The sequence below is a fragment of the Zestomonas ipomoeae genome, assembly GCF_057128665.1.
In genome coordinates this window covers 1-23,578 of the sequence record NZ_JBSKHQ010000002.1, presented here as the reverse complement: position 1 = coordinate 23,578, position 23,578 = coordinate 1, and the positions used below count along the sequence as shown (strand labels likewise).

At 66.7% G+C, this 23,578-nt stretch carries 19 protein-coding genes; 12 read left to right on the top strand and 7 right to left on the bottom strand.

All coding sequences use genetic code 11. The features are described from left to right. The 3 genes from gcvH to ACWKV7_RS03740 all read right to left on the bottom strand — a co-directional run bounded on the left by gcvH (position 1) and on the right by ACWKV7_RS03740 (position 2,851). Positions 1-387 (bottom strand): glycine cleavage system protein GcvH, encoded by a 387-nt coding sequence (gene gcvH / locus ACWKV7_RS03750; RefSeq protein ID WP_483856304.1) that lies wholly within the window; start codon positions 385-387, stop codon positions 1-3. A gap of 462 nt (positions 388-849) precedes the next feature. Beyond that, positions 850-2,394 (bottom strand): sigma-54-dependent transcriptional regulator, encoded by a 1,545-nt coding sequence (locus ACWKV7_RS03745; RefSeq protein ID WP_483856303.1) that lies wholly within the window; start codon positions 2,392-2,394, stop codon positions 850-852. Between the two features lie 85 nt (positions 2,395-2,479). Continuing rightward, positions 2,480-2,851 (bottom strand): DUF5329 family protein, encoded by a 372-nt coding sequence (locus tag ACWKV7_RS03740; protein ID WP_483856302.1) that lies wholly within the window; start codon positions 2,849-2,851, stop codon positions 2,480-2,482. Between the two features lie 155 nt (positions 2,852-3,006). Between ACWKV7_RS03740 and ACWKV7_RS03735 the strand changes: the two genes are divergently transcribed. Both ACWKV7_RS03735 and ACWKV7_RS03730 read left to right on the top strand, forming a co-directional pair. After that, the gene (locus ACWKV7_RS03735) at positions 3,007-3,936 is read left to right on the top strand and encodes an ion channel (RefSeq protein ID WP_483856301.1); all 930 of its coding nucleotides are present in this window, start codon (positions 3,007-3,009) and stop codon (positions 3,934-3,936) included. Positions 3,937-4,006: 70 nt separating this feature from the next. Beyond that, positions 4,007-4,828 (top strand): substrate-binding periplasmic protein, encoded by an 822-nt coding sequence (locus ACWKV7_RS03730; RefSeq protein ID WP_483856300.1) that lies wholly within the window; start codon positions 4,007-4,009, stop codon positions 4,826-4,828. Positions 4,829-4,833: 5 nt separating this feature from the next. Here the strand turns inward: ACWKV7_RS03730 and ACWKV7_RS03725 are convergent, their stop codons facing one another. From ACWKV7_RS03725 to ACWKV7_RS03715, 3 genes are all read right to left on the bottom strand, one after another. Beyond that, positions 4,834-5,043: a hypothetical protein gene (locus ACWKV7_RS03725; protein WP_483856299.1), complete on the bottom strand. Its 210-nt coding sequence runs from the start codon at positions 5,041-5,043 to the stop codon at positions 4,834-4,836. A 150-nt stretch (positions 5,044-5,193) separates the two neighbouring features. Next, positions 5,194-5,973, bottom strand: a complete 780-nt coding sequence (locus tag ACWKV7_RS03720) for a substrate-binding periplasmic protein (protein WP_483856298.1) — start codon at positions 5,971-5,973, stop codon at positions 5,194-5,196. Between the two features lie 591 nt (positions 5,974-6,564). Further along, complete coding sequence (locus ACWKV7_RS03715) at positions 6,565-7,608, bottom strand: threonine aldolase family protein (protein WP_483856297.1); 1,044 nt, start codon at positions 7,606-7,608, stop codon at positions 6,565-6,567. Positions 7,609-8,044: 436 nt separating this feature from the next. Here ACWKV7_RS03715 and ACWKV7_RS03710 point away from each other — a divergent pair, with 436 nt between their 5' ends. From ACWKV7_RS03710 to fdhA, 8 genes are all read left to right on the top strand, one after another. Continuing rightward, entirely contained in the window at positions 8,045-8,344 is a 300-nt protein-coding gene (locus ACWKV7_RS03710; RefSeq protein ID WP_483856296.1) for a hypothetical protein, read from the top strand. 239 nt (positions 8,345-8,583) lie between these two features. Beyond that, the gene (glyA, locus tag ACWKV7_RS03705) at positions 8,584-9,837 is read left to right on the top strand and encodes a serine hydroxymethyltransferase (protein WP_483856295.1); all 1,254 of its coding nucleotides are present in this window, start codon (positions 8,584-8,586) and stop codon (positions 9,835-9,837) included. 137 nt (positions 9,838-9,974) lie between these two features. Next, positions 9,975-11,225: a sarcosine oxidase subunit beta gene (locus tag ACWKV7_RS03700; protein WP_483856294.1), complete on the top strand. Its 1,251-nt coding sequence runs from the start codon at positions 9,975-9,977 to the stop codon at positions 11,223-11,225. Positions 11,226-11,370: 145 nt separating this feature from the next. Then, positions 11,371-11,697 carry a sarcosine oxidase subunit delta gene (locus ACWKV7_RS03695; RefSeq protein ID WP_483856293.1) on the top strand — a complete coding sequence of 109 codons (327 nt, stop codon included), beginning with the start codon at positions 11,371-11,373 and terminating at the stop codon, positions 11,695-11,697. Then, positions 11,694-14,732, top strand: coding sequence for a sarcosine oxidase subunit alpha (locus tag ACWKV7_RS03690; RefSeq protein WP_483856292.1), 3,039 nt, complete (start codon positions 11,694-11,696; stop codon positions 14,730-14,732). Before ACWKV7_RS03695 ends, ACWKV7_RS03690 begins: the two co-directional genes overlap by 4 nt. A gap of 72 nt (positions 14,733-14,804) precedes the next feature. Next, the gene (locus tag ACWKV7_RS03685; RefSeq protein WP_483856291.1) at positions 14,805-15,437 is read left to right on the top strand and encodes a sarcosine oxidase subunit gamma; all 633 of its coding nucleotides are present in this window, start codon (positions 14,805-14,807) and stop codon (positions 15,435-15,437) included. A 242-nt stretch (positions 15,438-15,679) separates the two neighbouring features. Beyond that, positions 15,680-16,537 carry a formyltetrahydrofolate deformylase gene (gene purU / locus ACWKV7_RS03680; RefSeq protein WP_483856290.1) on the top strand — a complete coding sequence of 286 codons (858 nt, stop codon included), beginning with the start codon at positions 15,680-15,682 and terminating at the stop codon, positions 16,535-16,537. Positions 16,538-16,792: 255 nt separating this feature from the next. Then, entirely contained in the window at positions 16,793-17,992 is a 1,200-nt protein-coding gene (gene fdhA, locus ACWKV7_RS03675; RefSeq protein ID WP_483856289.1) for a formaldehyde dehydrogenase, glutathione-independent, read from the top strand. 324 nt (positions 17,993-18,316) lie between these two features. Here fdhA and ACWKV7_RS03670 read toward each other — a convergent pair whose 3' ends face one another. After that, positions 18,317-19,204 carry a 1-acylglycerol-3-phosphate O-acyltransferase, YihG family gene (locus tag ACWKV7_RS03670; protein ID WP_483856288.1) on the bottom strand — a complete coding sequence of 296 codons (888 nt, stop codon included), beginning with the start codon at positions 19,202-19,204 and terminating at the stop codon, positions 18,317-18,319. 156 nt (positions 19,205-19,360) lie between these two features. Here ACWKV7_RS03670 and ACWKV7_RS03665 point away from each other — a divergent pair, with 156 nt between their 5' ends. Beyond that, a complete protein-coding gene (locus tag ACWKV7_RS03665) occupies positions 19,361-20,602 on the top strand; it encodes an HD-GYP domain-containing protein (protein WP_483856287.1) in 1,242 nt (413 codons plus the stop codon). Positions 20,603-20,760: 158 nt separating this feature from the next. Next, positions 20,761-22,791: a methyl-accepting chemotaxis protein gene (locus ACWKV7_RS03660; protein ID WP_483856286.1), complete on the top strand. Its 2,031-nt coding sequence runs from the start codon at positions 20,761-20,763 to the stop codon at positions 22,789-22,791. Positions 22,792-23,578: the final 787 nt, after the last annotated feature.

Here is a 23,578-nt window from a genome sequence, read left to right as displayed (position 1 = left end):
TCAGGCGTCGGCGCTGGCTTGCAGCAGGCGGTCGTAGGCTTCCTCGGTCAGCAGTTCGGCCAGCTCGGTGGGCTGCTCGACGCGCATGCGGAAGAACCAGCCGGCCCCCATCGGGTCCTCGTTGACCTGCTCGGGGGCGTCGAGCAGCGCGCTGTTGATTTCCATGATTTCGCCGTCCAGCGGCATGGCGATGTTGCTGGCGGCCTTCACCGATTCCAGCACGGCGACTTCCTCGCCCTTGGCGAAGCGCTGGCCAACTTCCGGCAACTGCACGAACACCAGGTCGCCGAGCGCGTCCTGGGCGAAGGCGGTGATGCCCACGGTCACCTGGCCATCGGCCTCCTGACGCAGCCATTCGTGGTCGGTGGTAAAGCGCAGATCGCTCATCGCGGGCTCCTTGGATCTTGTTTTCGGGAGGGCTGCCGGCCGGCAGCGGTTCGAAACCCTTCAGCAAGGCCGATGCCAAGTGGCAACCCCTTGAAAAACAAGGCTTTCAGCGTATGTAAGCGGTTGCCCTGGAATGAAGTCGTTACGGTGGCCGGCGAGGCAGGCCATGACTACCCGGCCAGGCCCCGCTATGGCTGGCCGTGAAAGGAGTTGGAATGAAATCGCTACGCTGTAGCGAAGTCGTAACGCTGCTCGATGGGCATGGCGCCTGCCAGGCGTGAGGATGTAACGGGGCGAATTGGGCCTCGGCGGGCGAATGAATTCGCCCCTACAGGTGGTTCGTCGTTGCGTTTGGCGTCCGTTGGGCAGGGGAGGCCGGGGTGCTGCGGTTGCGAGCCGAAGGGTACATGGATGCGTGTAGGGGCGAATTCATTCGCCCTGGGGCGTCGTTGCGCTCGCTGGCTACTGCGAACCAGGAACCCCGTGCTTGCGCAGGCGGGCGGCGATGGCGGTGTGGGAGGTCTTCAGCCGGGCGGCGAGCTGGCGGGTCGACGGGTAGTGCGGGTAGAGGCGTTCGAGCAGGGCTTTCTCGAAGGCGTCCACGGCGCTTTCCAGGCTATCTACCTCGCCGTCCGCCTGGCGTGCCACCGAGGTGCCGGCGATGTCGAGGTCGCCGATGTCCACCAGGTTGTCTTCGCAAATCGCTGCGGCACGGAAGATCACGTTCTGCAATTGGCGCACGTTGCCCGGCCAGCGGTTGCCGAGCAGCGCCGGGTAGGCACCGGGGGCGAGGCGACAGGTGGGGCGCTGGATCTGCGCGCAGGCCTGGGCCATGAAGTGCCTGGCCAGCAGCAGGATGTCCTGGCCGCGCTCGCGCAGCGGCGGCACCTGCAGGTTGAGCACGTTGAGGCGGTAGAACAGGTCCTCGCGGAAGCTGCCTTCGGCGACCATCTGCTCCAGGTTGCGGTGGGTGGCGCTGATGATACGCACGTCCACCTTCAGCTCACGATCGCCGCCGACACGGCGAAAGCTGCCGTCGGAGAGGAAACGCAGCAGCTTGGCCTGCAGGTAGGGCGACATTTCGCCGATCTCGTCGAGGAACACCGTGCCCTGGTTTGCCAGTTCCATCAGGCCCGGCTTGCCGCCGCGCTGGGCACCGGTGAAGGCGCCGGGGGCATAGCCGAACAGCTCGCTCTCGGCCAGGCTTTCCGGCAGCGCGGCGCAGTTCAGGGCGAGGAAGGGCGCGGCGTGGCGTGGGCTGACGGCGTGGCAGGCACGGGCCACCAGCTCCTTGCCGGTGCCGGTCTCGCCGATGATCAAAAGCGGCGCGTCGATGCCCGCCACCCGCTGGGCGCGGGCCTTGAGCGTGTTGATCGCCGGCGATTCGCCGAGCAGCGCGGCGAAGCCCTCGGCGTGGTCGTGGTGCAGCGCGGCCAGGCTCTCGCCGATGCGGCTGGGCAGGTACAGGGTGAGCAGGCCGCCGGCCACGCGGTCACCGTCTTCGCCGAGGGCCTCGGCGATCGGCGTGGCATCCAGCAGCAGGGCCTGGCCCTGCAGGCTGATCTCGCGCATGGGGATGCGAAAGCCCTTGGCGATCAGCTCTTCCTGCACGGCGGCATCGCCGAACAGCCCGGCCAGGTCTGTCTCGTAGAGTGCGCTGGCCTCGCGCTCGGCCAGCGCCGCGGCGGCCGGGTTGGCCAGCAGAATGCGTCCGGCCGGGTCCACCGCCAGCACCGGGTCGCGCATCGCCGCCAGCAGGGCATCCAGGTGCAGGCTGCGGCGCTGGCCGGGCAGGATGTCCACCACCCGCACCGCCTGGACGCCGCGGATGCGCAGCAGGGAATCGCGCAGCTCGTCCAGGACCTCCGGGCCGAGGGTCGGGGCGTCGATATAGACGTTCGGCGGCAGCATCTCCACCGCATCGAGGTTCAGGTTGCGCGCACCGAGCAGCGCCAGCACTTCCTGGGTGATACCGACGCGGTCGATGAAGGTGACGTGGATGCGCATGCCGTTGGGAATCTGCCGAAGCGGGTGCCGGTGCGCACTATAACCGCAAGCGGGGTGGGGCGTCCGTACCCGGCCCGGTGCCGGGCTAGCGGGCTGTCGTCCGTTGCCGGTAGTCGGCCAGTTGCCGCTGCAGCCAGTCGGCGCTGGCCTGCTCGGCGGCACCGGGGCAGGCCACGCGGTAGGGTTTGCCGCTCATGCTGCTGGCGCTGGCGGCCTTGGCGATGAAGTCCTCGCTGCTGGCCACGGCTCCCTTGTCGAGCAAGTACTCGTATTTGCCGCGCAGGTGCTCGGTGGCTTCCGCGCCGCTGTACCAACTGCCGTTGCGGTTGAAGCGGCAGTCCGAGCCGGCGAGTGTGCCGAGCAGGTGTTCGATTTCCCGCGTGGCGCCTGCGTCGGGTTGGGCGGCGCCGGCCGCGAAGGGCAGGGCGATGAGAGATGCCAGAACCAAGGTGCGCATACAGCCTCCCGCTGTCATGTCGATGGGCGCCCGGTGGGCGTCGGGGCGCAGTTCTACCGGGCGGCGGCCGGGCACGCAAGCCAGGGTCCGCCCGACGGCACCTGCGGGTGGCCATGCTGGGCTACGCTCAAAGCCTGTGGCAGAGGTTTGCGGCCATGCACGAAACCCGCTTCGAGGACAGCTTCTGGCAGGACGCCGCGCTCGACAAGTCGGCCATCGCCGGTCTCGGTACGGCCCTGCAAGCCCGTGCCCGCGAGGGCGGGCCCATGCACGGCTTTTGCCTCAAGCACTGCGACCTTGCCGGCATCGACCTGGTCCGCCGCGGCAGCGCCGAGGGCTACGACCTTCGCCATGGCGACTTCTACCGTGCCGATCTGCGCGGCGCCCATCTGTTCGCCGTGGACCTGCGCGCAGCCTCCCTGATGAAGGCCGACCTGCGCGGCGCCAACCTGCATTGCGCGGACCTGCGCGAGGCGAACCTGCTCGGCGTGCGGCTGGATGGCGCGCGCCTGGACAACGTGCTCTGGGGCGAGCACATCCTGCAGGAAACCCAGGCCCGGCAAGCCCGGCGGGCGGGGCAGCGGCAAGCGATGCTCGACCTGCTGCAGCAGGCCGAGGAGACCTACCGCAACCTGCGGCTGAATTTGGAGAGCGCCGGCCTGTTCGAGCAGGCCGGGCGCTTCTTCCACCGGGAAATGGTCATGCGCCGCCTGCAGATGCCGGCCTGGTCGCTGGCGCGCCTGACCTCCTGGCTGGTCGACCTGTTCTGCGGCTATGGCGAGCGGCCGCTGCGGGTGGTGCTGTTTTCGCTGGCGTTCATCCTGCTCTGTGCCGGCAGTTTTTTCCTGCTGGGTATCAGCCATGGCGGCAATGCCATCGGATTGGGGCAGGCTCAGGGGGTGGGCGGACACCTGCGGGATTTCCTGTCCTGCGTGTATTTCAGCGTGGTCACCTTCACCACCCTGGGCTATGGCGATCTGGTGCCGCACGGCGCGGCCCGTGCGCTGGCGGCATTCGAGGCGTTCACCGGCAGCTTCACCATGGCGCTGTTCGTCGTGGTGTTCGTCAAGAAGATGACCCGCTGAGCGAGGGGGCTACACTGATACCTGTCGCCGGGCCTGCCCTGCCGGGGCGCCGAGCCGTAGGAGTCGCAGGATGTTCCGTGCCGTTCGCCTTGCCCGTGTCGCTTTGCCGGCTCTCCTCTGGCTTGCCCATGTACCGCTGGCCTCGGCGGAGCGACTGGTGCTGGCCACCGGCGACTGGCCGCCTTACGTCTCGGCGCAGCTGCAATACGACGGGCTGACCGCGCGCATTGTCCGCGAGGCCCTGCGCGAGGCCGGCTATGAAGTCGAGCTGCGCTATTTCCCCTGGCCGCGGGCATTGCTGGCGGGCGAGCGCGGCCAGGTCGACGGCACTTTTATCTGGAGCCACAAGCCCGAGCGCGAAGCGAAGTTCCTCTACAGCGATTCGGTCGGCGAATACGGTTACGTCTTCTTCCACCTGCAGGACACCCCCTTTGACTGGCGCACCCTCGACGACCTGCGCCGCTACAAGATCGGCGGCACCAGCTCCTATAACTATGGCGATGAGTTTCTCGAGGCCGGCCGCGAGGGGCGGCTGAATATCGAATGGGTGTCTTCCGACGAGCTGAACTGGCGCAAGCTGATGGCCGGGCGCATCGACGTGCTGCCGCAGGACATCTACGTCGGCTATGCCCAACTGGCCGACCTGTTTCCCGACCGGCAAGCCGCTGAAGTGCGCCATCACGTCAAGCCGCTCAAGTCGCTGACCAGCATGCACCTGTTGTTCCCCAAGCGGCTGGAGGCCAGTGCCGAGCGCGTACAGCGCTTCAATCGGGCACTGCGCGGCATGGTCGCCGCCGGCACCGTCGAGCGCTACCTGCAGGAGTTCCGCCAGACCGGCTATCGGGTGGTCAGCGACGACGTGCGTGAAGAGAGCCTGTCCCCCGAGCTCTGAGCCCTTCAGATCCCCTCGTCGCCTTCGTATTCCTCGGTGGCCCTGACCACCATCTCGCGCCAGGCACCGCTGTCCCGGGCGAGCAGGCGCATGGCCTGGAAAGTGGCCAGGAAGGCCTCGCGGTAGCGTTCCGGCTCATTGCGCGCGGCGGCCTGTTCGGCATGCTCCAGGGCCTGTTGCAGCAGGCTTTCGAACTGATCGTGGTCGAGGGACACGGGACACCTCCATGGCAGGCTGGGCTGCATAAAGAAGAGTAGACCGCTGCCGGTCGGCCGTAGGTTCCGCGTGGAGCAAGGCAGCTTGACCCAGGGCGGGCGCAACCCCATCCGGGCGAGGCTTTTGCGGGCTTCACCCGCCCGGCAGGACTAGTCGTGCGGGCCGGCGAGGAAGGCTTTCACCTGCTGGCGATAGCGTTCCGACTCGCGCTGGCGCTCGATCTCCGCCCAGATGCGGCGGGCGAGCCGTGGTCGGTCCTGTGCCAGCGCATTGGACAGCATCAGGTAGTAGGGCTTGTCTTCCAGCGGCGGCTCGGTCTTCTCCAGGGCGGCCGCCAGCTCCGGATGCGCCTGCAGCACGAAGTCGGCGCGCAGGCTTTGCAGGGCGACGGCTTCGATACGCTGGCTGCGCAGCATCTGCAGCAGGGACAGGGGATCGCGGCTGGTTTCGTCGACGTCGGCGCCGTGGTCGTGCAGGAAATCGACGATGGAAAAGCCGCTGAGCGAGCCGATGCGGCCATGCAGGTGGCGGAACTGCTCGCCGTCCCAGGCCACCGTGTCGCCCCTGCGCCGGTACAGCGAATAGGCCGAGGTGTGCAGACGCTTGCTGTCATCCAGGCTGCCGTCGGCATGGGTCGGGTAGCGGCCCATGACCAGCCGCTCGGCCTTGTAGCTGGAGGCGAAAGCGCCGTCGTAGAGGTTCTGCTCCAGGCCGGCGAGGCAGCGCTTCCAGGGGGCGGCGACATAGCGTACCTGCAGCCCCAGAGCCTGCTCCACCAGGCCCAGCAGCTCCAGGTTGAGCCCGCTGCCGTCGGTCATTACCCAAGGGTAGGAATCCTTGTCTTCGTAGCAGAAGGTCAGCTCGGGCGCCTCGCCCCGGGCGCCGCCGGAGACGAGAAGAGCAAGGATGAGCAGGCGCTGGACGATCATGCAGGGCTCCGCGACGGCAAGGGCGGCAGGCACACGGGCGGAACCGGCTCGCCTTGGCTAAGGGCAGTATAGGCAACGCGTTGGGCTGAAGGGCTGCGCGCGCCACTCGCTGTGGCGCCCGCAGACCACGCAGGTGCTGATCCAGGGCCCGTGCAGGCTGTATGGCCGTGGCGCCTGGGCCCCGGCCTTCGCCGGGGAGACGGGCTTGGGAGGGCGGGGGGCGGAGTGGCTTGCCGTCTTTTGCGATCTTGCGCCGCGCCCACCCTCTACGCCGACGTACCGGCGAAGGCCGGTATCCAGGGTTGGCAGTGCAGTTGCCCGTGGCGCCTGGGCCCCGGCCTTTGCCGGGGCGACGGGCTGGGAAAGGCGGTGTGGGGGATGGGCGGAGTGGCTTGTCGTCCTTTGTGAGCTTGCGCAGGCGTCCACCCTCTACGCCGACGTACCGGCGAAGGCCGGTATCCAGGATTGGCAGCTCAGAAGGTTGCCTGTGGCGCCTGCTCCCGGTCCTCGCCGGGGAGACGGGCCGGAGGGGCGTGCAGATGCGTGCTTTTCTTAGCCAACTCTCGGCCTGGCCTCTGCCGCCCCAGCGCATCAAGCCTGCTGCATCACCAGGCGGATGTCCCGCGCCAGTTCCTCGACGCGTTCGACCTCGGTGTCCCAGGAACACATGAAGCGTGCACCGCCGTTGCCGATGAAGGTATAGAAGCGCCAGCCGCGGGCGCGCAGGGCTTCCAGTGCCGGTTCGGACATCTGCAGGAACACGCCGTTGGCCTCCACCGGGAACATCAGGCTGACGCCGGGAATGTCGGCGACCCGCTCGGCCAGCAGGCGTGCGCAGCGGTTGGCGTGGTCGGCGTGGCGCAGCCAGGCGCCGCCTTCCAGCAGGCCGACCCAGGGCGCGGAAAGAAAGCGCATCTTCGAAGCCAACTGGCCGGCCTGCTTGCAGCGATAGTCGAAGTCCTCGGCGAGCTGCTTGTTGAAGAACAGGATGGCCTCGCCGACCGCCATGCCGTTCTTGGTGCCGCCGAAGCAGAGCACGTCGACCCCGGCCTTCCAGGTCAGCTCGGCCGGCGAGCAGCCGAGGAAGGCGCAGGCGTTGGCGAAGCGCGCACCGTCCATGTGCAGGTTCAGCCCCAGCTCGCGGCAGGTGGCGCTGATGGCGCGGATCTCATCGGGGCGATAGACGCTGCCGACCTCGGTGGCCTGGGTCAGGGTGACCACCCGCGGTTTCGGGTAGTGGATGTCCTGGCGCTTGTTGGCGATCAGCCGCACCGCGTCCGGGGTCAGCTTGCCGTCCGGGCTGGGGGCGATCAGCAGCTTCGAGCCGTTGGAGAAGAATTCCGGCGCGCCGCATTCGTCGGTCTCGACGTGGGCGGTCTCCGAACAGATCACGCTGTGGTAGCTCTGGCACAGGGCGGAGAGGGCCAGGGAATTGGCCGCGGTGCCGTTGAAGGCGAAGAACACTTCGCAGTCGCTGTCGAACAGTGCGCGGAAGTGGTCGGCGGCGCGCGCCGTCCATTGGTCCTCGCCATAGGCGCGCTGGTGGCCCTGGTTGGCCTGGGCCATGGCGGCCCAGGCTTCCGGGCAGATGCCCGAATAGTTGTCGCTGGCGAACTGTTGGGTCTGATCGCTCATGTTGTCGAATTCCTTGCAAAGGCGGTCGCCCGGTCGGATCGTGACCGGGCGGATGCACTACTTTAGGTCGTTACGTCGCGTTCGTGCGGGATTTTTTACACAGTGGGAAGCGGGCGTACAAAAAACGCGCGCCCAGGCGCTCCTCGCGGCCTGCCTGGGCTGGCGCCGGGAGCGCACAGCTTATCCACAGTGCGATGCACAGCATCTGTGTGCAACTGGATTTCTATCTTATTGAAAATGCTCAAAAAATGTTCGACTCCCGGGAGCCGGCGCAGGGGCTGGGCCAGAGCCGGCCATGGACAGCTTATCCACAGGGCTGTCCACGCCCCTTGTGGGTAACGGGCCCGTGGCGGAACTCGGCGGGTGTTTGGCCGCTCACACGCTTTAGGCGTCCGCGCGGCGGAGGCCGATCAATCCCGCCATGAGGAGTTCCCCGATGCGCTATCTCCCAGTGATTGCCATGTTCGCGACCTTCGCCGGGGCTCTGCCCGCCAGCGCGGCCGAATGGCCCGCGAATTCCAAGAGCGAATTCGTCAACGGATGCGTGGCCAGTGCCAAGACCCAGCACAGCGAGCAGGCTGCCAAGGCCTATTGCGAGTGTTCCGCCGACAAGGTCAGCGCGCAGTTCAGCGAAGCCGACATGCAGGGCTTGCAGAAGGAATCCAGCATCACCCCGGAAATGCAAAAGCGACTGGTCGATGCGTCCAGCGGCTGCCTGTCGCTGTTGAACCAGTAACCCGCCGGCGGTCCCGCCCCGCCGCGCTTCTCCTGCCGGGGCGGGCGCCGCCCTGCCGCACGCCGCCCAGCGGCTGTCGCGGCAATCGCGCGTGTCGCAAACACGCATGTCGCAAACGCACTCTCCCAAGGCGTGCCCAGGCATCTGACCCACCGAGCCCAGCCCTACCATCGCATCCAAAGAGGCCCTCTCGCCTCGTCGACAGGATGGCGCGCCGCGCCGCTGCTGGGAGACCCGCGATGTTCAGCAAGCAAGACCAGATCCAGGGCTACGACGACGAACTGCTCGCCGCGATGAACGCCGAGGAGGCGCGCCAGGAGCACCACATCGAGCTGATCGCCTCGGAGAACTACACCAGCAAGCGCGTGATGCAGGCTCAGGGCAGCGGGCTGACCAACAAGTACGCCGAGGGCTATCCGGGCAAGCGCTACTACGGCGGCTGCGAGCACGTCGATGTGGTCGAGCAATTGGCCATCGATCGCGCCAAGGCACTGTTCGGCGCCGACTACGCCAACGTGCAGCCGCACTCCGGCTCCTCGGCCAACAGCGCCGTCTACCTGGCGCTGATCAATGCCGGCGACACCATCCTCGGCATGAGCCTGGCCCATGGCGGCCACCTGACCCACGGCGCCAAGGTGTCGTCCTCGGGCAAGCTGTACAACGCCGTGCAGTACGGCATCGATACCGCTACCGGGCTGATCGACTACGACGAGGTGGAGCGCCTGGCGCTGGAGCACAAGCCGAAGATGATCGTCGCCGGCTTCTCCGCCTATTCCAAGACGCTCGATTTCCCGCGCTTCCGCGCCATCGCTGACAAGGTCGGTGCGCTGCTGTTCGTCGACATGGCCCACGTCGCCGGGCTGGTCGCCGCCGGCCTGTATCCCAACCCGATCCCCTTCGCCGACGTGGTCACCACCACCACCCACAAGACCCTGCGCGGTCCGCGTGGCGGATTGATCCTGGCCAAGGCCAACCCCGACATCGAGAAGAAGCTCAACGCCGCAGTGTTCCCCGGCGCCCAGGGCGGCCCGCTGATGCACGTGATCGCCGCCAAGGCGGTGTGCTTCAAGGAAGCGCTGGAGCCGGGCTTCAAGGATTACCAGGCGCAGGTGATCAAGAACGCCCAGGCGATGGCCAAGGTGTTCATCGAGCGCGGCTACGACGTGGTCTCCGGCGGCACCGACAACCACCTGTTCCTGGTCAGCCTGATTCGCCAGGGCCTGACCGGCAAGGATGCCGACGCCGCCCTCGGCCGCGCCGGCATCACGGTGAACAAGAACGCCGTGCCCAACGACCCGCAGTCGCCGTTCGTCACCTCCGGCCTGCGCATCGGTACCCCGGCGGTGACCACCCGCGGCTTCAAGGAAGCCCAGTGCACGGCGCTGGCCGGCTGGATCTGCGACATCCTCGACCACCTCGGCGATGCCGATGTCGAGGCGCAGGTGGCCAGGCAGGCGGCCGGGCTCTGTGCGGATTACCCGGTGTATCGCTGAGCGTTCTTCCTTCTCCCTTTGGGAGAAGGTGCCCGAAGGGCGGATGAGGGAACACCTCGTTGAATTTGGCCTGGGGTTTCCCTCTCCCCTAGCCCCTCTCCCAAGGGGAGAGGGGAACAGATTTTAGGAGCATCCACATGCAACGTTATTCCGGCTTCGGCCTGTTCAAGCACTCGCTCAGCCACCACGAGAACTGGCAGCGCATGTGGCGCAACCCGACGCCCAAGCCGGTGTACGACGTGATCATCGTCGGCGGCGGCGGCCACGGGCTGGCCACCGCCTACTACCTGGCCAAGGAATTCGGCGTGAAGAACGTCGCCGTGGTGGAGAAGGGCTGGCTGGGCGGCGGCAACACCGCGCGCAACACCACCATCGTGCGCTCCAACTACCTGTGGGACGAGTCGGCGCACCTCTACGAGCACGCCATGAAGCTGTGGGAAGGCCTTTCCCAGGACCTCAACTACAACGTCATGTACTCGCCGCGGGGTGTCTACAACCTCTGCCACACCCTGCAGGACATGCGCGATGCCGAGCGTCGGGTCAGCGCGAACCGTCTCAACGGCATCGACGGCGAGCTGCTGAACGCCGAGCAGGTGGCCGCCGAGATTCCCTACCTGGATTGCAGCAAGCACACCCGCTATCCGGTGATGGGCGCGACCATCCAGCGCCGTGGCGGCGTCGCCCGGCATGACGCGGTGGCCTGGGGCTATGCCCGCGCCGCCGACGCCGCCGGCGTCGACCTGCTGCAACAAACTGAAGTGATTGGCTTTCGCAAGCAGGATGGCGCGGTGATCGGTGTCGAGACCAATCGCGGCTTCATCGGCGCCAAGCGCGTCGGCGTGGTCACCGCCGGCAACTCCGGACACATGGCCAAGCTCGCCGGCTTTCGCCTGCCGATCGAGTCGCATCCGTTGCAGGCGCTGGTGTCCGAGCCGATCAAGCCGATCATCGACAGCGTGATCATGTCCAACGCCGTGCACGGCTACATCAGCCAATCGGACAAGGGCGACCTGGTCATCGGCGCCGGCATCGACGGCTACAACGGCTACGGCCAGCGCGGCTCCTACGGCACCATCGAGCACACCCTGCAGGCCATCGTCGAGATGTTCCCGATCCTTTCGCGGGTGCGCATGAACCGGCAGTGGGGCGGCATCGTGGATACCAGCCCGGACGCCTGCCCGATCATCGCCAAGACACCGGTGCAGAACCTGTTCTTCAACTGCGGCTGGGGCACCGGCGGCTTCAAGGCCACCCCTGGCTCCGGCCACGTATTCGCCGCCAGCCTGGCCAAGGGCGAGATGCATCCACTGGCCAAGCCGTTCTCCATCGAGCGTTTCCATACGGGTGCATTGATCGACGAACACGGCGCCGCGGCGGTGGCGCACTGATCAGCCCCCTCTCCTGAGAGGATTGGGGTGAGGGGAACACAGGCTGTACCCCTCTCTCCCGGCCCCTCTCCCGAAGGGAGAGGGGAGACAGGATTGCCTCACTCGATCCGTCGAGCGGGTAGAAAAGATTCACCGGAGGTCCACCATGCTGCACATCTTCTGCCCCCACTGCGGGGAACTGCGCTCCGAAGAGGAATTCAACGCCGCCGGCCAGGCGCATATCCCGCGGCCGCTGGACCCGAATGCCTGCTCCGACGAGGAGTGGGGCGACTACCTGTTCTTCCGCGATAACCCGCGCGGCCTGCACCACGAGCTGTGGCTGCATGCGGCCGGCTGCCGCAAGTACTTCAACGCCACCCGCCACACCATCAGCTACGAGATTCTCGAGACCTACAAGATCGGCGAGCAGCCCAGCATCACCGCCGCTCCGGCCGTCGAGAAGAAATCCGCAGCGCAAGGAGTCACGGCATGAGCCAGGTCAACCGTCTGTCCCGTGGTGGCCGCATCGATCGCGGCCAGCCGCTGACCTTTACCTTCAACGGCCAGAGCTACCAGGGCTTCGCCGGTGACAGCCTGGCGTCGGCCCTGCTGGCCAATGGCGTGGATATCATCGGCCGCAGCTTCAAGTACTCGCGCCCGCGCGGCATCGTCGCTGCCGGCGCCGAAGAGCCGAATGCCGTGCTGCAGATCGGCTCCCGCGAAGCGACCCAGATCCCCAACGTGCGTGCCACCCAGCAGGCGCTGTATGGCGGCCTGGTGGCCAACAGCACCAACGGCTGGCCGAGCGTCGACAACGACCTGATGGGCATTCTCGGCAAGGTCGGCGGGAAAATGATGCCGCCCGGCTTCTACTACAAGACCTTCATGTACCCCTCGTCGCTGTGGATGACCTACGAGAAGTACATTCGCAAGGCCGCCGGCCTCGGCCGCGCGCCGCTGGAAAACGACCCGGATATCTACGACCACCTCAACCAGCATTGCGACGTACTGGTGATCGGCGCCGGCCCGGCCGGTCTGGCCGCCGCCCTGGCCGCCGGCCGCAGCGGCGCGCGGGTGATCCTCGCCGACGAACAGGAAGAGTTCGGCGGCAGCCTGCTGGATACCCGCGAGACCCTCGACGGCAAACCCGCCAGCGAGTGGGTGGCCAGCGTCATCGCCGAGCTGCAAACCTTGCCGGAAGTGACGCTGCTGCCGCGCGCCACGGTCAACGGCTACCACGACCACAACTTCCTCACCATCCACCAGCGCCTCACCGACCACCTCGGCGAGCGCGCCCCGCTCGGCGCCTTCGCCGCCCCGCAACCGCGCCAGCGCATGCACCGCGTGCGCGCCGGCCGGGTGGTGCTGGCCGCCGGCGCCCATGAGCGGCCGCTGGTGTATGCCAACAACGACGTGCCCGGCAACATGCTGGCCGGCGCCGTGTCCACCTACGTGCGCCGCTACGGCGTGGCGCCGGGCAAGAAGCTGGTGCTGGCCACCAACAACGACTACGCCTACCGCGTGGCACTGGATTGGCTGGACGCCGGCCTGAGCGTGGTCGCCATCGCCGATGCCCGCAGCAACCCGCGTGGCAGCTGGGTGGAAGACGTGCGTTCCCGTGGCGTGCGCATTCTCACCGGCAGCTCGGTGGTCGACGTGCGCGGCAGCAAGCGCGTCGAGGCCGCCCGCATCGCCGCCATCGACCCGCTGGCGATGAAGGTCACCAGCCCCGGCGAGTGGCTGGACTGCGACCTGGTCGCCAGCTCCGGCGGCTACAGCCCGGTGGTGCACCTGGCGTCGCACCTCGGCGGTCGCCCGGAATGGCGCGAAGAGCTGCTGGCCTTCGTGCCCGGCCCTGGCAACGGTTTGCAGAAACGCATCGACGCCGGTGCGGTGAACGGCGTGTTCAAGCTCGGCGACGTCATCGCCGACGGCTTCGAGGCGGGCGCCAAGGCCGCCGCGGAGACTGGCTTCAAGGCGGTGACCGGCGAGTTGCCGCGCGCCGAGAAGCGCGTCGAGGAGCCGGCCGTCGCGCTGTTCCAGGTCCCCCACGACAAGCCCACGGCGCGCGCGCCCAAGCAGTTCGTCGACCTGCAGAACGACGTCACCGCCGCCGGCATCGAGCTGGCCACCCGCGAGGGCTTCGAATCGGTCGAGCACGTCAAGCGCTACACCGCGCTGGGCTTTGGCACCGACCAGGGCAAGCTGGGCAACATCAACGGCCTGGCCATCGCCGCCCGTTCGCTGGGCATCAGCATTCCGGAAATGGGCACCACCATGTTCCGCCCGAACTACACCCCGGTGACTTTCGGCGCCGTCGCCGGTCGCCACTGCGGGGCGCTGTTCGAGCCCAAGCGCTACACCGCGATGCAGAGCTGGCACGTGGCCAATGGCGCCGAGTTCGAGGACGTCGGCCAGTGGAAGCGGCCCTGGTACTTCCCGAAGAATGGCGAGGACCTGCACGCCGCCGTGGCCCGCGAGTGCCTGGCGGTGCGCAACAGCGTGGGCATCCTCGATGCCTCGACCCTCGGCAAGATCGACATCCAGGGCCCGGACGCCCGTGAATTCCTCAACCGCGTCTACACCAACGCCTGGACCAAGCTGGACGTGGGCAAGGCGCGCTACGGCCTGATGTGCAAGGAAGACGGCATGGTCTTCGACGACGGCGTGACCGCCTGCCTGGCCGACAACCACTTCCTGATGACCACCACCACCGGCGGCGCCGCCCGCGTGCTGCAGTGGCTGGAGCTGTACCACCAGACCGAATGGCCGGAGCTGAAGGTGTACTTCACCTCGGTCACCGACCACTGGGCGACCATGACCCTGTCCGGCCCCAACAGCCGCAAGCTGCTGGCCAAGGTGACGGATATCGATCTCGATAAGGACGCCTTCCCGTTCATGAGCTGGAAGGAAGGCCTGGTCGGCGGCGTGCCGGCGCGGGTGTTCCGCATCTCCTTCACCGGCGAGCTGAGCTACGAGGTGAACGTGCAGGCCGACTACGCCCTGGGGGTGTGGGAGCAATTGATCGAGGCGGGCAAGGAATTCGACCTGACCCCCTACGGCACCGAGACCATGCACGTGCTGCGGGCCGAGAAGGGTTTCATCATCGTCGGCCAGGACACCGATGCCTCGGTGACCCCGGACGACCTCAACATGGGCTGGTGCGTCGGCCGGACCAAGCCGTTCTCCTGGATCGGCTGGCGCGGCATGAACCGCGAGGACTGCCTGCGCGAAGATCGCAAGCAACTGGTCGGCCTCAAGCCGGTCGACCCGCGCAAAGTCCTGCCGGAAGGCGCGCAGCTGGTGTTCGATCCCAAGCAGAGCATCCCGATGAATATGGTCGGCCACGTCACCTCCAGCTACATGAGCGCGGCCATGGGCCACAGCTTCGCCATGGCGGTGGTCAAGGGCGGCCTCAAACGCATGGGCGAGCGGGTGTTCGCTCCCCTGGCCGACGGCAGTGTGATCGAGGCGGAGATCGTCTCCTCGGTGTTCTACGACCCGAAAGGCGAGCGGCAGAACGTCTGACCCCGGCCCAGGACCCGCGCGGCCTCAAGCAGGCCGCCGCGGCGCTCGACGAAACAGCATGAGAGAAAGCCCATGACCGCAGTGAACGTCTACAAGCAACGCCCGGACACCCTCGAAGGGCAATCGCCGCTGCACCATGCCGGCCTGCCCGAGCTGGTGGGCAAGGGCGCGGCCAATGCCGGCATCCGCCTGCGCGAGAAGAAACTGCTCGGCCACCTGACCCTGCGCGGCGACGCCAGGGACCCGGCCTTCGCCGGCGGCGTGCACAAGGCCCTCGGCCTGGAACTGCCTGCCGCGCTGTGCCTGGTGGCCGACGGCAACACCTCGTTGCAGTGGATGGGGCCGGACGAGTGGCTGCTGATCGTGCCGCGTGGCGAGGAGTTCGCCACCGAGCGGCGCCTGCGCGAAGCGCTCGGCAGCGAGCTGCACTATTCGGTCGTCAATGTCAGCGGCGGCCAGACCTTGCTGGAACTCTCCGGCGAGAAGGTGCGCGAGGTGCTGATGAAGTCCACCTCCTATGACGTCCATCCGAACAACTTCCCGGTGGGCAAGGCGGTGGGCAGCAACTTCGCCAAGACCCAACTGGTGATCCGCCATACCGGCGAGCACACCTGGGAACTGCTGGTGCGGCGTAGCTTCGCCGACTACATCTGGCTGTGGCTGCAGGACGCCTGCGCCGAGTTCGGCCTGGCGATCGAAGCCTGACGCCCCCCGCGAGGCAAGGGAAGAAAGCGGTAGGGTGGACGACGTTTTTTTCGTCCACCGGAGGGCGCCAAAGGTGGATGGGTAAAGCGTCATCCACCCTACGGCCCGAAGACACACGCGAGCAGCTCCCTCTCCCTTCGGGAGAGGGTTGGGGTGAGGGAAAGAGCGAGCCACGTTGAGCCGGCGCCCCTCTCCACCTGCCCTTCTCTCAAGGGGGAGGGGAAACATCATCGGAGTCTGTTATGAGCCGCACCCCCGACACCTGGATCCTCACCGCCCACAGCCCGAGCCTGCTCGGCACCGTGGATGTGGTGACGCGCTACCTGTTTGAGCAGGGCTGCTATGTCACCGAGCACCACAGCTTCGACGACCGCCTGGCCAGCCGCTTCTTCATCCGTGTCGAGTTCCGCCAGCCGGACGGTTTCGACGAGGCCAGCTTTCGCGCCGGCCTGGCCGAACGCGTCGAGCCGTTCGGCATGCACACCGAGCTGACCCCGCCGGGCTATCGGGCCAAGGTGGTGATCATGGTCTCCAAGGCCGACCACTGCCTGAACGACCTGCTCTACCGCCAGCGCATCGGCCAGTTGCCGATGGAGATCACTGCCGTGGTTTCCAACCATCCGGACCTGGAGCCCCTGGCGCGCTGGCACGGCATTCCCTACCACCACTTCCCGCTCGACCCGCAGGACAAACCGGCGCAGGAGCGTCGCGTCATGCAGGTGGTGGAAGACACCGGCGCCGAGCTGGTAATTCTCGCCCGCTACATGCAGGTGCTATCGCCCGAGCTGTGCGAAAAGCTCGATGGCCGGGCGATCAATATCCACCACTCGCTGCTGCCCGGCTTCAAGGGCGCCAAGCCATACCACCAGGCGTACCAGAAGGGCGTCAAGCTGGTCGGCGCCACCGCCCACTTCATCAACAACCACCTCGACGAGGGCCCGATCATCGCCCAGGGCGTCGAGCCGGTGGACCATGCCCATTACCCGGAAGACCTGATCGCCAAGGGCCGCGATATCGAATGCCTGACCCTGGCCAAGGCGGTCGGCTACTTCCTCGAACGCCGGGTATTCCTCCACGCCAGCCGTACCGTGGTGTTGTAGGGGCGAATTTATTCGCCCAACGTGGCCGAGCAAGGCGAATGAATTCGCCCCTACAGAAGCAGCAACGATAGCTCGCTCCCACCGGGAGAGACGCTGGGGGAGACGGGAGCTCCGGACATGGAGCCTGGTGGAATCCACCTCTCCGCAAAGCGCGATTCACCTTTGGCGCCGCCTTGGCGCTTCGCAACGAAGCCGACAGCAGTTCCCGAAACGGGGCGCCTGCCCCTCCGTTACAACAACAATGGAGAACAACGCATGTCTGGTAATCGTGGAGTCGTTTATCTCGGCGCGGGCAAGGTCGAGGTGCAGAAGATCGACTATCCGAAAATGCAGGACCCGCGCGGTCGCAAGATCGAACACGGGGTCATCCTCAAGGTGGTTTCCACCAATATCTGCGGGTCCGACCAGCACATGGTGCGCGGCCGCACCACCGCCCAGGTCGGTCTGGTGCTCGGCCACGAGATCACCGGCGAGGTGGTGGAAAAGGGCAGCGACGTCGAGAACCTGAAGATCGGCGACCTGGTGTCGGTGCCCTTCAACGTTGCCTGCGGCCGCTGCCGCAGTTGCAAGGAAATGCACACCGGCGTCTGCCTCACCGTCAACCCGGCCCGCGCCGGCGGTGCCTACGGCTACGTCGACATGGGCGACTGGACCGGCGGCCAGGCCGAGTACGTGCTGGTGCCCTATGCCGACTTCAACCTGCTGAAACTGCCGGAGCGGGATAGGGCGATGGAGAAGATCCGCGACCTGACCTGCCTGTCGGACATCCTGCCCACCGGCTACCACGGTGCGGTCACCGCCGGCGTCGGCCCCGGCAGCACCGTCTACGTGGCCGGCGCCGGCCCGGTTGGCCTGGCTGCCGCCGCGTCCGCCCGCCTGCTCGGCGCCGCGGTGGTGATCGTCGGCGACGTCAACCCGGTGCGCCTGGCCCATGCCAAGGCGGTGGGCTTCGAGATCGCCGACCTCTCCCAGGACACCCCGCTGCACGAGCAGATCGCCAACCTGCTGGGCGAGCCAGAAGTGGACTGCGCGGTTGACGCGGTGGGCTTCGAGGCGCGCGGCCACGGCCACCAGGGCGCCCAGCACGAAGCGCCGGCCACCGTGCTGAACTCGCTGATGCAGGTCACCCGCGTGGCCGGCAAGATCGGCATTCCCGGTCTCTACGTCACCGAAGACCCGGGCGCGGTGGACGCGGCGGCGAAGATCGGCAGCCTGAGCATTCGCTTCGGCCTCGGCTGGGCCAAGTCCCACAGCTTCCACACCGGCCAGACCCCGGTAATGAAGTACAACCGCCAGTTGATGCAGGCGATCATGTGGGACCGCATCAACATCGCCGAAGTGGTGGGCGTGCAGGTGATCAGCCTGGACGACGCGCCCAAGGGCTACGGCGAGTTCGATGCCGGGGTGCCGAAGAAATTCGTCATCGACCCGCACAAGTCGTTCAGCGCGGCCTAAAAGCAGCAGACGGGTAGGTCGGGTTAGCGGCGCAATCTACAAGCTGGCAGGCAACCAGCAGGTTGAGCGCCGCGTAACCCGACGCCGCGGCGCTCCAGCCGGCGCGCAATGGTGGGTTACGGCACGCCTCTGCCCCGGTGTCGCTGTTACTCCGTGCCCATGCGTGCCTAACCCACCCTACATTCCCGGCGGGTGCCGGCAGACATCTGTAGGGGCGAATTTATTCGCCAGACGCAGCCCCGTCAGGCGAATAAATTTGCCCCTACAACCCACCGCCGTCTTCGATTCCGCGCGCAGCCGAGGGCCTGGCGGGTTGCACCTGCCCTACGTTTCGCTGCGCAGTTGCGCGATGCGCGCGTCCTTCTCTTCCCATAGCTTCGACACCCAGCCCTGCACGAACTGGCGGAATTCCGGGTCGTTCTCGTAGTCCCCGCTCCACAGCGCCGGGTCCAGCGGGCGGGTACGGATGTCGACGATGACTCTGGCCACCCGCCCGCAGGCCAGATCCCAGAAGCCGGGCATGCGGCCCTGCGGATAGACCAGGGTGACGTCGAGGATCGCATCGAGCTGTTCGCCCAGCGCCGCCAGCACGAAGGCCACGCCGCCGGCCTTGGGCTTGAGCAGGTGCTGGTAGGGCGAGCTTTGCTGGGCCTGCTTGGCCGGGGTGAAGCGGGTGCCTTCGAGGTAGTTGACGATGGTCACCGGCAGGCGCTTGAACTTCTCGCAGGCGCGCTTGGTGATCTCCAGGTCCTGGCCCTTGAGCTGCGGGTGCTTCTCCAGGAAGGCCTTGGAGTAGCGCTTCATGAACGGGTAGTCCAGCGCCCAGAAGGCCAGGCCGAGGAACGGCACCCAGATCAACTCCTTCTTCAGGAAGAACTTGAAGTAGGGCGTCTTGCGGTTGAATGCCTGGATCAGCGCGGGAATATCCACCCAGGACTGGTGGTTGCTGATCACCAGGTAGGAAGTGTCCTGGCGCAGCTCTGCGCCGCCGCGAATATCCCAGACCGTCGGGGTCAGGGTGGCGAAGATCAGCTTGTCGATCTCCGCCCAGGTCTCGGCGATCCACATCACCCCGCGCGAGCAGAGATCGCGCAGGCGTTCGCCGGGCAGGATCAGTTTGAACAGGGCGATCAGCAGCATCGGGCCGATCAGCACCAGGGTATTGAGCAGAAGCAGCAGAATGACCAACAGGCCAGTGAGCGGACGGCGCATGGCAACTCCTGTTAAGCGCGGGCGCGGCCATCATAAGCAGAGCGGCGCCCGCGGACCAAGCCGTAGCGCGTCGGGAATATTGCATGGGTGGCGCTTTGATATCGCAGCGGATCGCCTATTCTTTTCCTGCTATCTATCGCAACCGTGGGCTGTGCCGTGCTCAAACGCATTACCGTCAGCGAGCTCTGTCTGGGCATGTACATCCAGGAATTCTGCGGGTCCTGGATGGAACACCCGTTCTGGAAGACCAGCTTCCTGCTCAACAGCGACAAAGACCTGCGGCGCATCCTCGATAGCGGCATTCGCGAGCTGTGGATCGATACCGCCAAGGGCCTGGATGTCAGCGGCGGCGAGAGCGAGGAACAGGTCGAGCAGCAGACCGAGGCGCGCCTGCTGGCCGCGCAGGTCGCCCCCGTGGTGCCGCGGCAGGTGAGCCTGGACGAGGAGCTGGAGCGCGCGCAGAAGGTCTGCGCGCGTTCCAAGGCGGCGGTGGTGGCGATGTTCCAGGACGCGCGCATGGGCCAGGTGGTGGACACCGGCCAGGTCGGCGAGCTGGTGGAGGAGATCGCCGGCTCCTTGCTGCGCCACCCCAACGCACTGATCAGCCTGGCCCGGCTGAAGAATTCCGACGAATACACCTACATGCACTCGGTGGCGGTCTGCGCGCTGATGATCGCCCTGGCGCGCCAGCTCGACCTCGACGAGGACGACGTGCGCGACGCCGGCATCGCCGGCCTGCTGCACGATGTCGGCAAGATGCTGATGCCGCCGGAGGTGTTGAACAAGCCGGGCAAGCTCACCGACGCCGAGTTCGCCACCATGCGCGACCATCCCCTCGCCGGGGCGCGCATCCTGCAGGCGGGCCGGCAGGTCAGCGCGCGGGTGCTGGACGTGTGCCTGCACCACCACGAGAAGGTCGACGGCAGCGGCTATCCCCATCGCCTGGCGGGCGAGCAGATCAGCCTGTTCGCCCGGATGGGCGCGGTGTGCGACGTGTACGACGCGATCACCTCGGACCGCCCGTACAAGAAGGGCTGGGACCCCGCCGAGTCGATTCGCAAGATGGCCGAGTGGAGCGGGCATTTCGACGATCATGTGTTCCAGGCCTTCGTCAAATCCGTTGGTATCTATCCGGTCGGCTCGCTGGTACGGCTGTCCAGTGGGCGCCTGGGCGTGGTGCTGGAGCAGCATGGGCAGTCGCTGCTGACGCCACGGGTCAAGGTGTTCTTCTCCACCCGCAGCGGCACGCCGATCGCCCAGGAGATCGTCGACCTTGCCAGGCACAACGGCCAGGAGCGCATCGTCGGCCGCGAGCGCCCGAGCGACTGGGGCTTTCGCAACCTCGACGAACTCTGGAGCGGACTGGAGCCCGGCAAGGGCTCCCACTTCGACCGATAGGTCACTTCGATCTCAAGTTCGTCGCCGGGCGGCCGAAGTTATCGATGATCTAGACTGATATCGGTTCGCCAAGCCTGCTGCAGGGTTGGTCCGGCTCTTGCTTGATGCCATTGTTTTGCGCCCGCTTGGGCGTCCCAGGGGATTGTCGAGGTGTCTTTATGACCGGAGTTCTCAAGCCGGGCGTGCGGCTGCTGGAGCGTTTCAGCTACGCGCGCAAGTTTCAGTTGGTGTTCCTGCTGTTCGTACTGCCGCTGGGCTATGCGCTGTGGATCATCACCAGTACCTACCTGGACCGGCTGGAGACCGTCGACCGCGAACTCGGCGGCATGCGCGTCGTGCAGGCGCTGGGTGGTGTGCAGCAGGAGCTGCTGGCGCAGCAGATGTTGCTGTCGCGCTGGAAGGGCACCGAGAAGGAGGCCCAGGCGCTGCTGGAGAAACGCGGCGGCGAACTGGACCAGGCCTTGCAACGGGCTGCCGACAGCCTCGAAGTCGAGGAAATGAACGAACACTCGCAACAGCAGTTCGCCGCTTTGCAGGCCATGCGTGCGCAGGTCAGCGTCGCCCAGGTGGGCTCGCAGGCGCTACCGGACGCGCTCGAACGTTACCAAAAGGTACTGCTGCAGTTGCTCGCGCTGCGCGAGCAGGTGGCCACCGACAGCGGCCTGATCCTCGATCCCTGGCTCGACAGCTACCTGATGATGGAGCTGCTCACCGATACCCTGCCGCATCAGTTCGAGCAGCTCGGCGCCTTCGCCGCCAACGGCCATGGCGCGGTGCTCTCGCAGCATTTCACTTTGCAGAGCCGAGTGCTGATCCGTGACCTGCGCCGCTCGCTGGACGAGTCCCGCGCCAACCTGCTGAAGGTGCAGACCACCCTGGGCAAGGAGGCGCCGCGTGTCGCCGCGCAGTTGCAGCAGCCGAGCGCCAAGGCGATGAAGAGCCTTGACGAATTCCTGGCGCGCATCGACCGCGACATGTTCGAAGCCAACCCGATGACCCTGACCACCGACGACTTCGTCAAGGCGGTGGCCAAAGTCGAGGAGGACCTGCGCGGCTTCGAGCAGGCGCTGCATGCCGAGTTCGCCCGCCGTCTCGGCGTCTATCGCAGCCAGGCACTGGCCAACATGCTCGAAGTGATTGGCGCCTTCAGCCTGCTGACCCTGCTGGCGCTGTATGTGCTGTTCTGCCTGAACTTCGCCATCCGGCGCAGCACCGCCAGCATCACCGCGGTAGCCGAAGGGCTGCGCGCCGGCGACCTGCGGGTGCAGGCCGAAGCCCACGGACAGGACGAAATGGCCGCCATCGGCGAGGCGTTGAATGCCGCCGTCGAGCAACTGCGCGACTCCCTGCAAGGGGTCAGCCAGGAGACCCAGCAACTCGGCGATACGGTGCTGGTGCTCAATGGCCAGGCCCAGGACGCCCTGCTGGAGGTGGAGCAGCAGCAGGGTCAGGTCAGCCAGATCGCCACCGCCGCCACCGAAATGGCCGCCACTGCGCAGAGCGTGGCGGAAAGCTGCGAAGAGGCGGCCAGCGAGGCCGGGCAGACCCGCGAGATCGCCATGCAGAGCAACCAGCGCAGCGCCCGCACCAGCGCCAGCATGCGTGAACTGAGCGCGCGCCTGGGCGACACCGCCTCTACCCTGCAGCACCTGCGCGAACAGACCCAGCAGATCAACCGCATCGTCGAGGTGATCAAGGGCATTGCCGAGCAGACCAACCTGCTCGCCCTCAACGCCGCCATCGAGGCTGCCCGCGCCGGCGAGCAGGGCCGCGGTTTCGCGGTGGTCGCCGACGAGGTGCGCAGCCTGTCGCAGCGCACCCAGGAATCGACCAAGGAAATCGCCCAGACCGTCGGCGACCTGCAAGCGGTGGTCGGCCAGGCGGTGGAGCTGATGGAAAGCGCGTTCCGCCAGGCCGAAGGCGATGTCGGCAGCGTGCTGGCGATGGGCGAGGACCTGGCCGGCATCGCCGAGTCGGTGCAGCGGGTCAGCGACCGCCTGGCGCAGATCGCCACCGCCGCAGAACAACAGGCCGCCACCGCCGACGAGGTGAGCGGCAACATCCAGCAGGTCGAGCAGGCCGCCAGCCACTTGCTCGAAGGCGCCCAGGCGGTCAATGCCGCCGCCGAGCAACTGCGCCGCGGCAGCCAGGTGCTGGAGCAGAACACCGGGCGTTTCCAGTTGGGATAGCGTTGATCCAAGAAGCCTCGCCAGGCGAATGAGTTCGCCTCTACACCAAGTGCTGTGGGGGCGAGTTTTTGATTCATCGCATTTGCTTGGGGAAGACAAGCGTGACACCGGACTGGCAAGTTTGTCTGGTGTGATTGCCGGGTCATTGGGTGGCATGGCTGCTTGCCGAGTTTCACTGATGCCTCTGGTTGCGCCTCCCGGCGCCTCACTTTTCTTTGTTTGCGCAAAGAAAAGTAAGCAAAAGAAAGCGCACCCCGGCATCCGGGTCTCGCTTCGCTCGACTCCCCTCCTTCCGGCACTGCTCCGGGGGCCGGCGTACAAGGGCCATCCTTGGCCCAATACGCCTCTCGCGACATCCATGTCGCTCGTCCCCCTACGCAGTACCTCCACTCGGCCTCCTGACGGGGACTTGTCCGCGCCTGGCAGTCCTGCGGCAAAAGCTAAAAAAAGCCAGCTCAAGTCTGTTTGCTCGTACACAAGTGGCTGGGCCGGGACTCGGGTCCCCTCAGGAGGCCGAGCGGAATCGTCGTGTAAGGGGCCGGCCGGGTAGGCTGAGCGACATGGATGTCGCGAGAGCTGCGATGGTTGGGGCCGCCTAGGCCGGACCCCTGGAGCGACGATGTAGCGAGGGAACCCCGGCGCAGCCGGGGCCGGATGCGGGGTGTGCTTTCTCTTTGGTTACTTTCTCTTTGCACCGGGCGGCGATCCGCTGTCGTGGTCAAGTTTTAGTGGACACCCGAATAGGGGATTTCAGGCGGTTGCCTTCTCGTACTCGACTGGAGGCTGG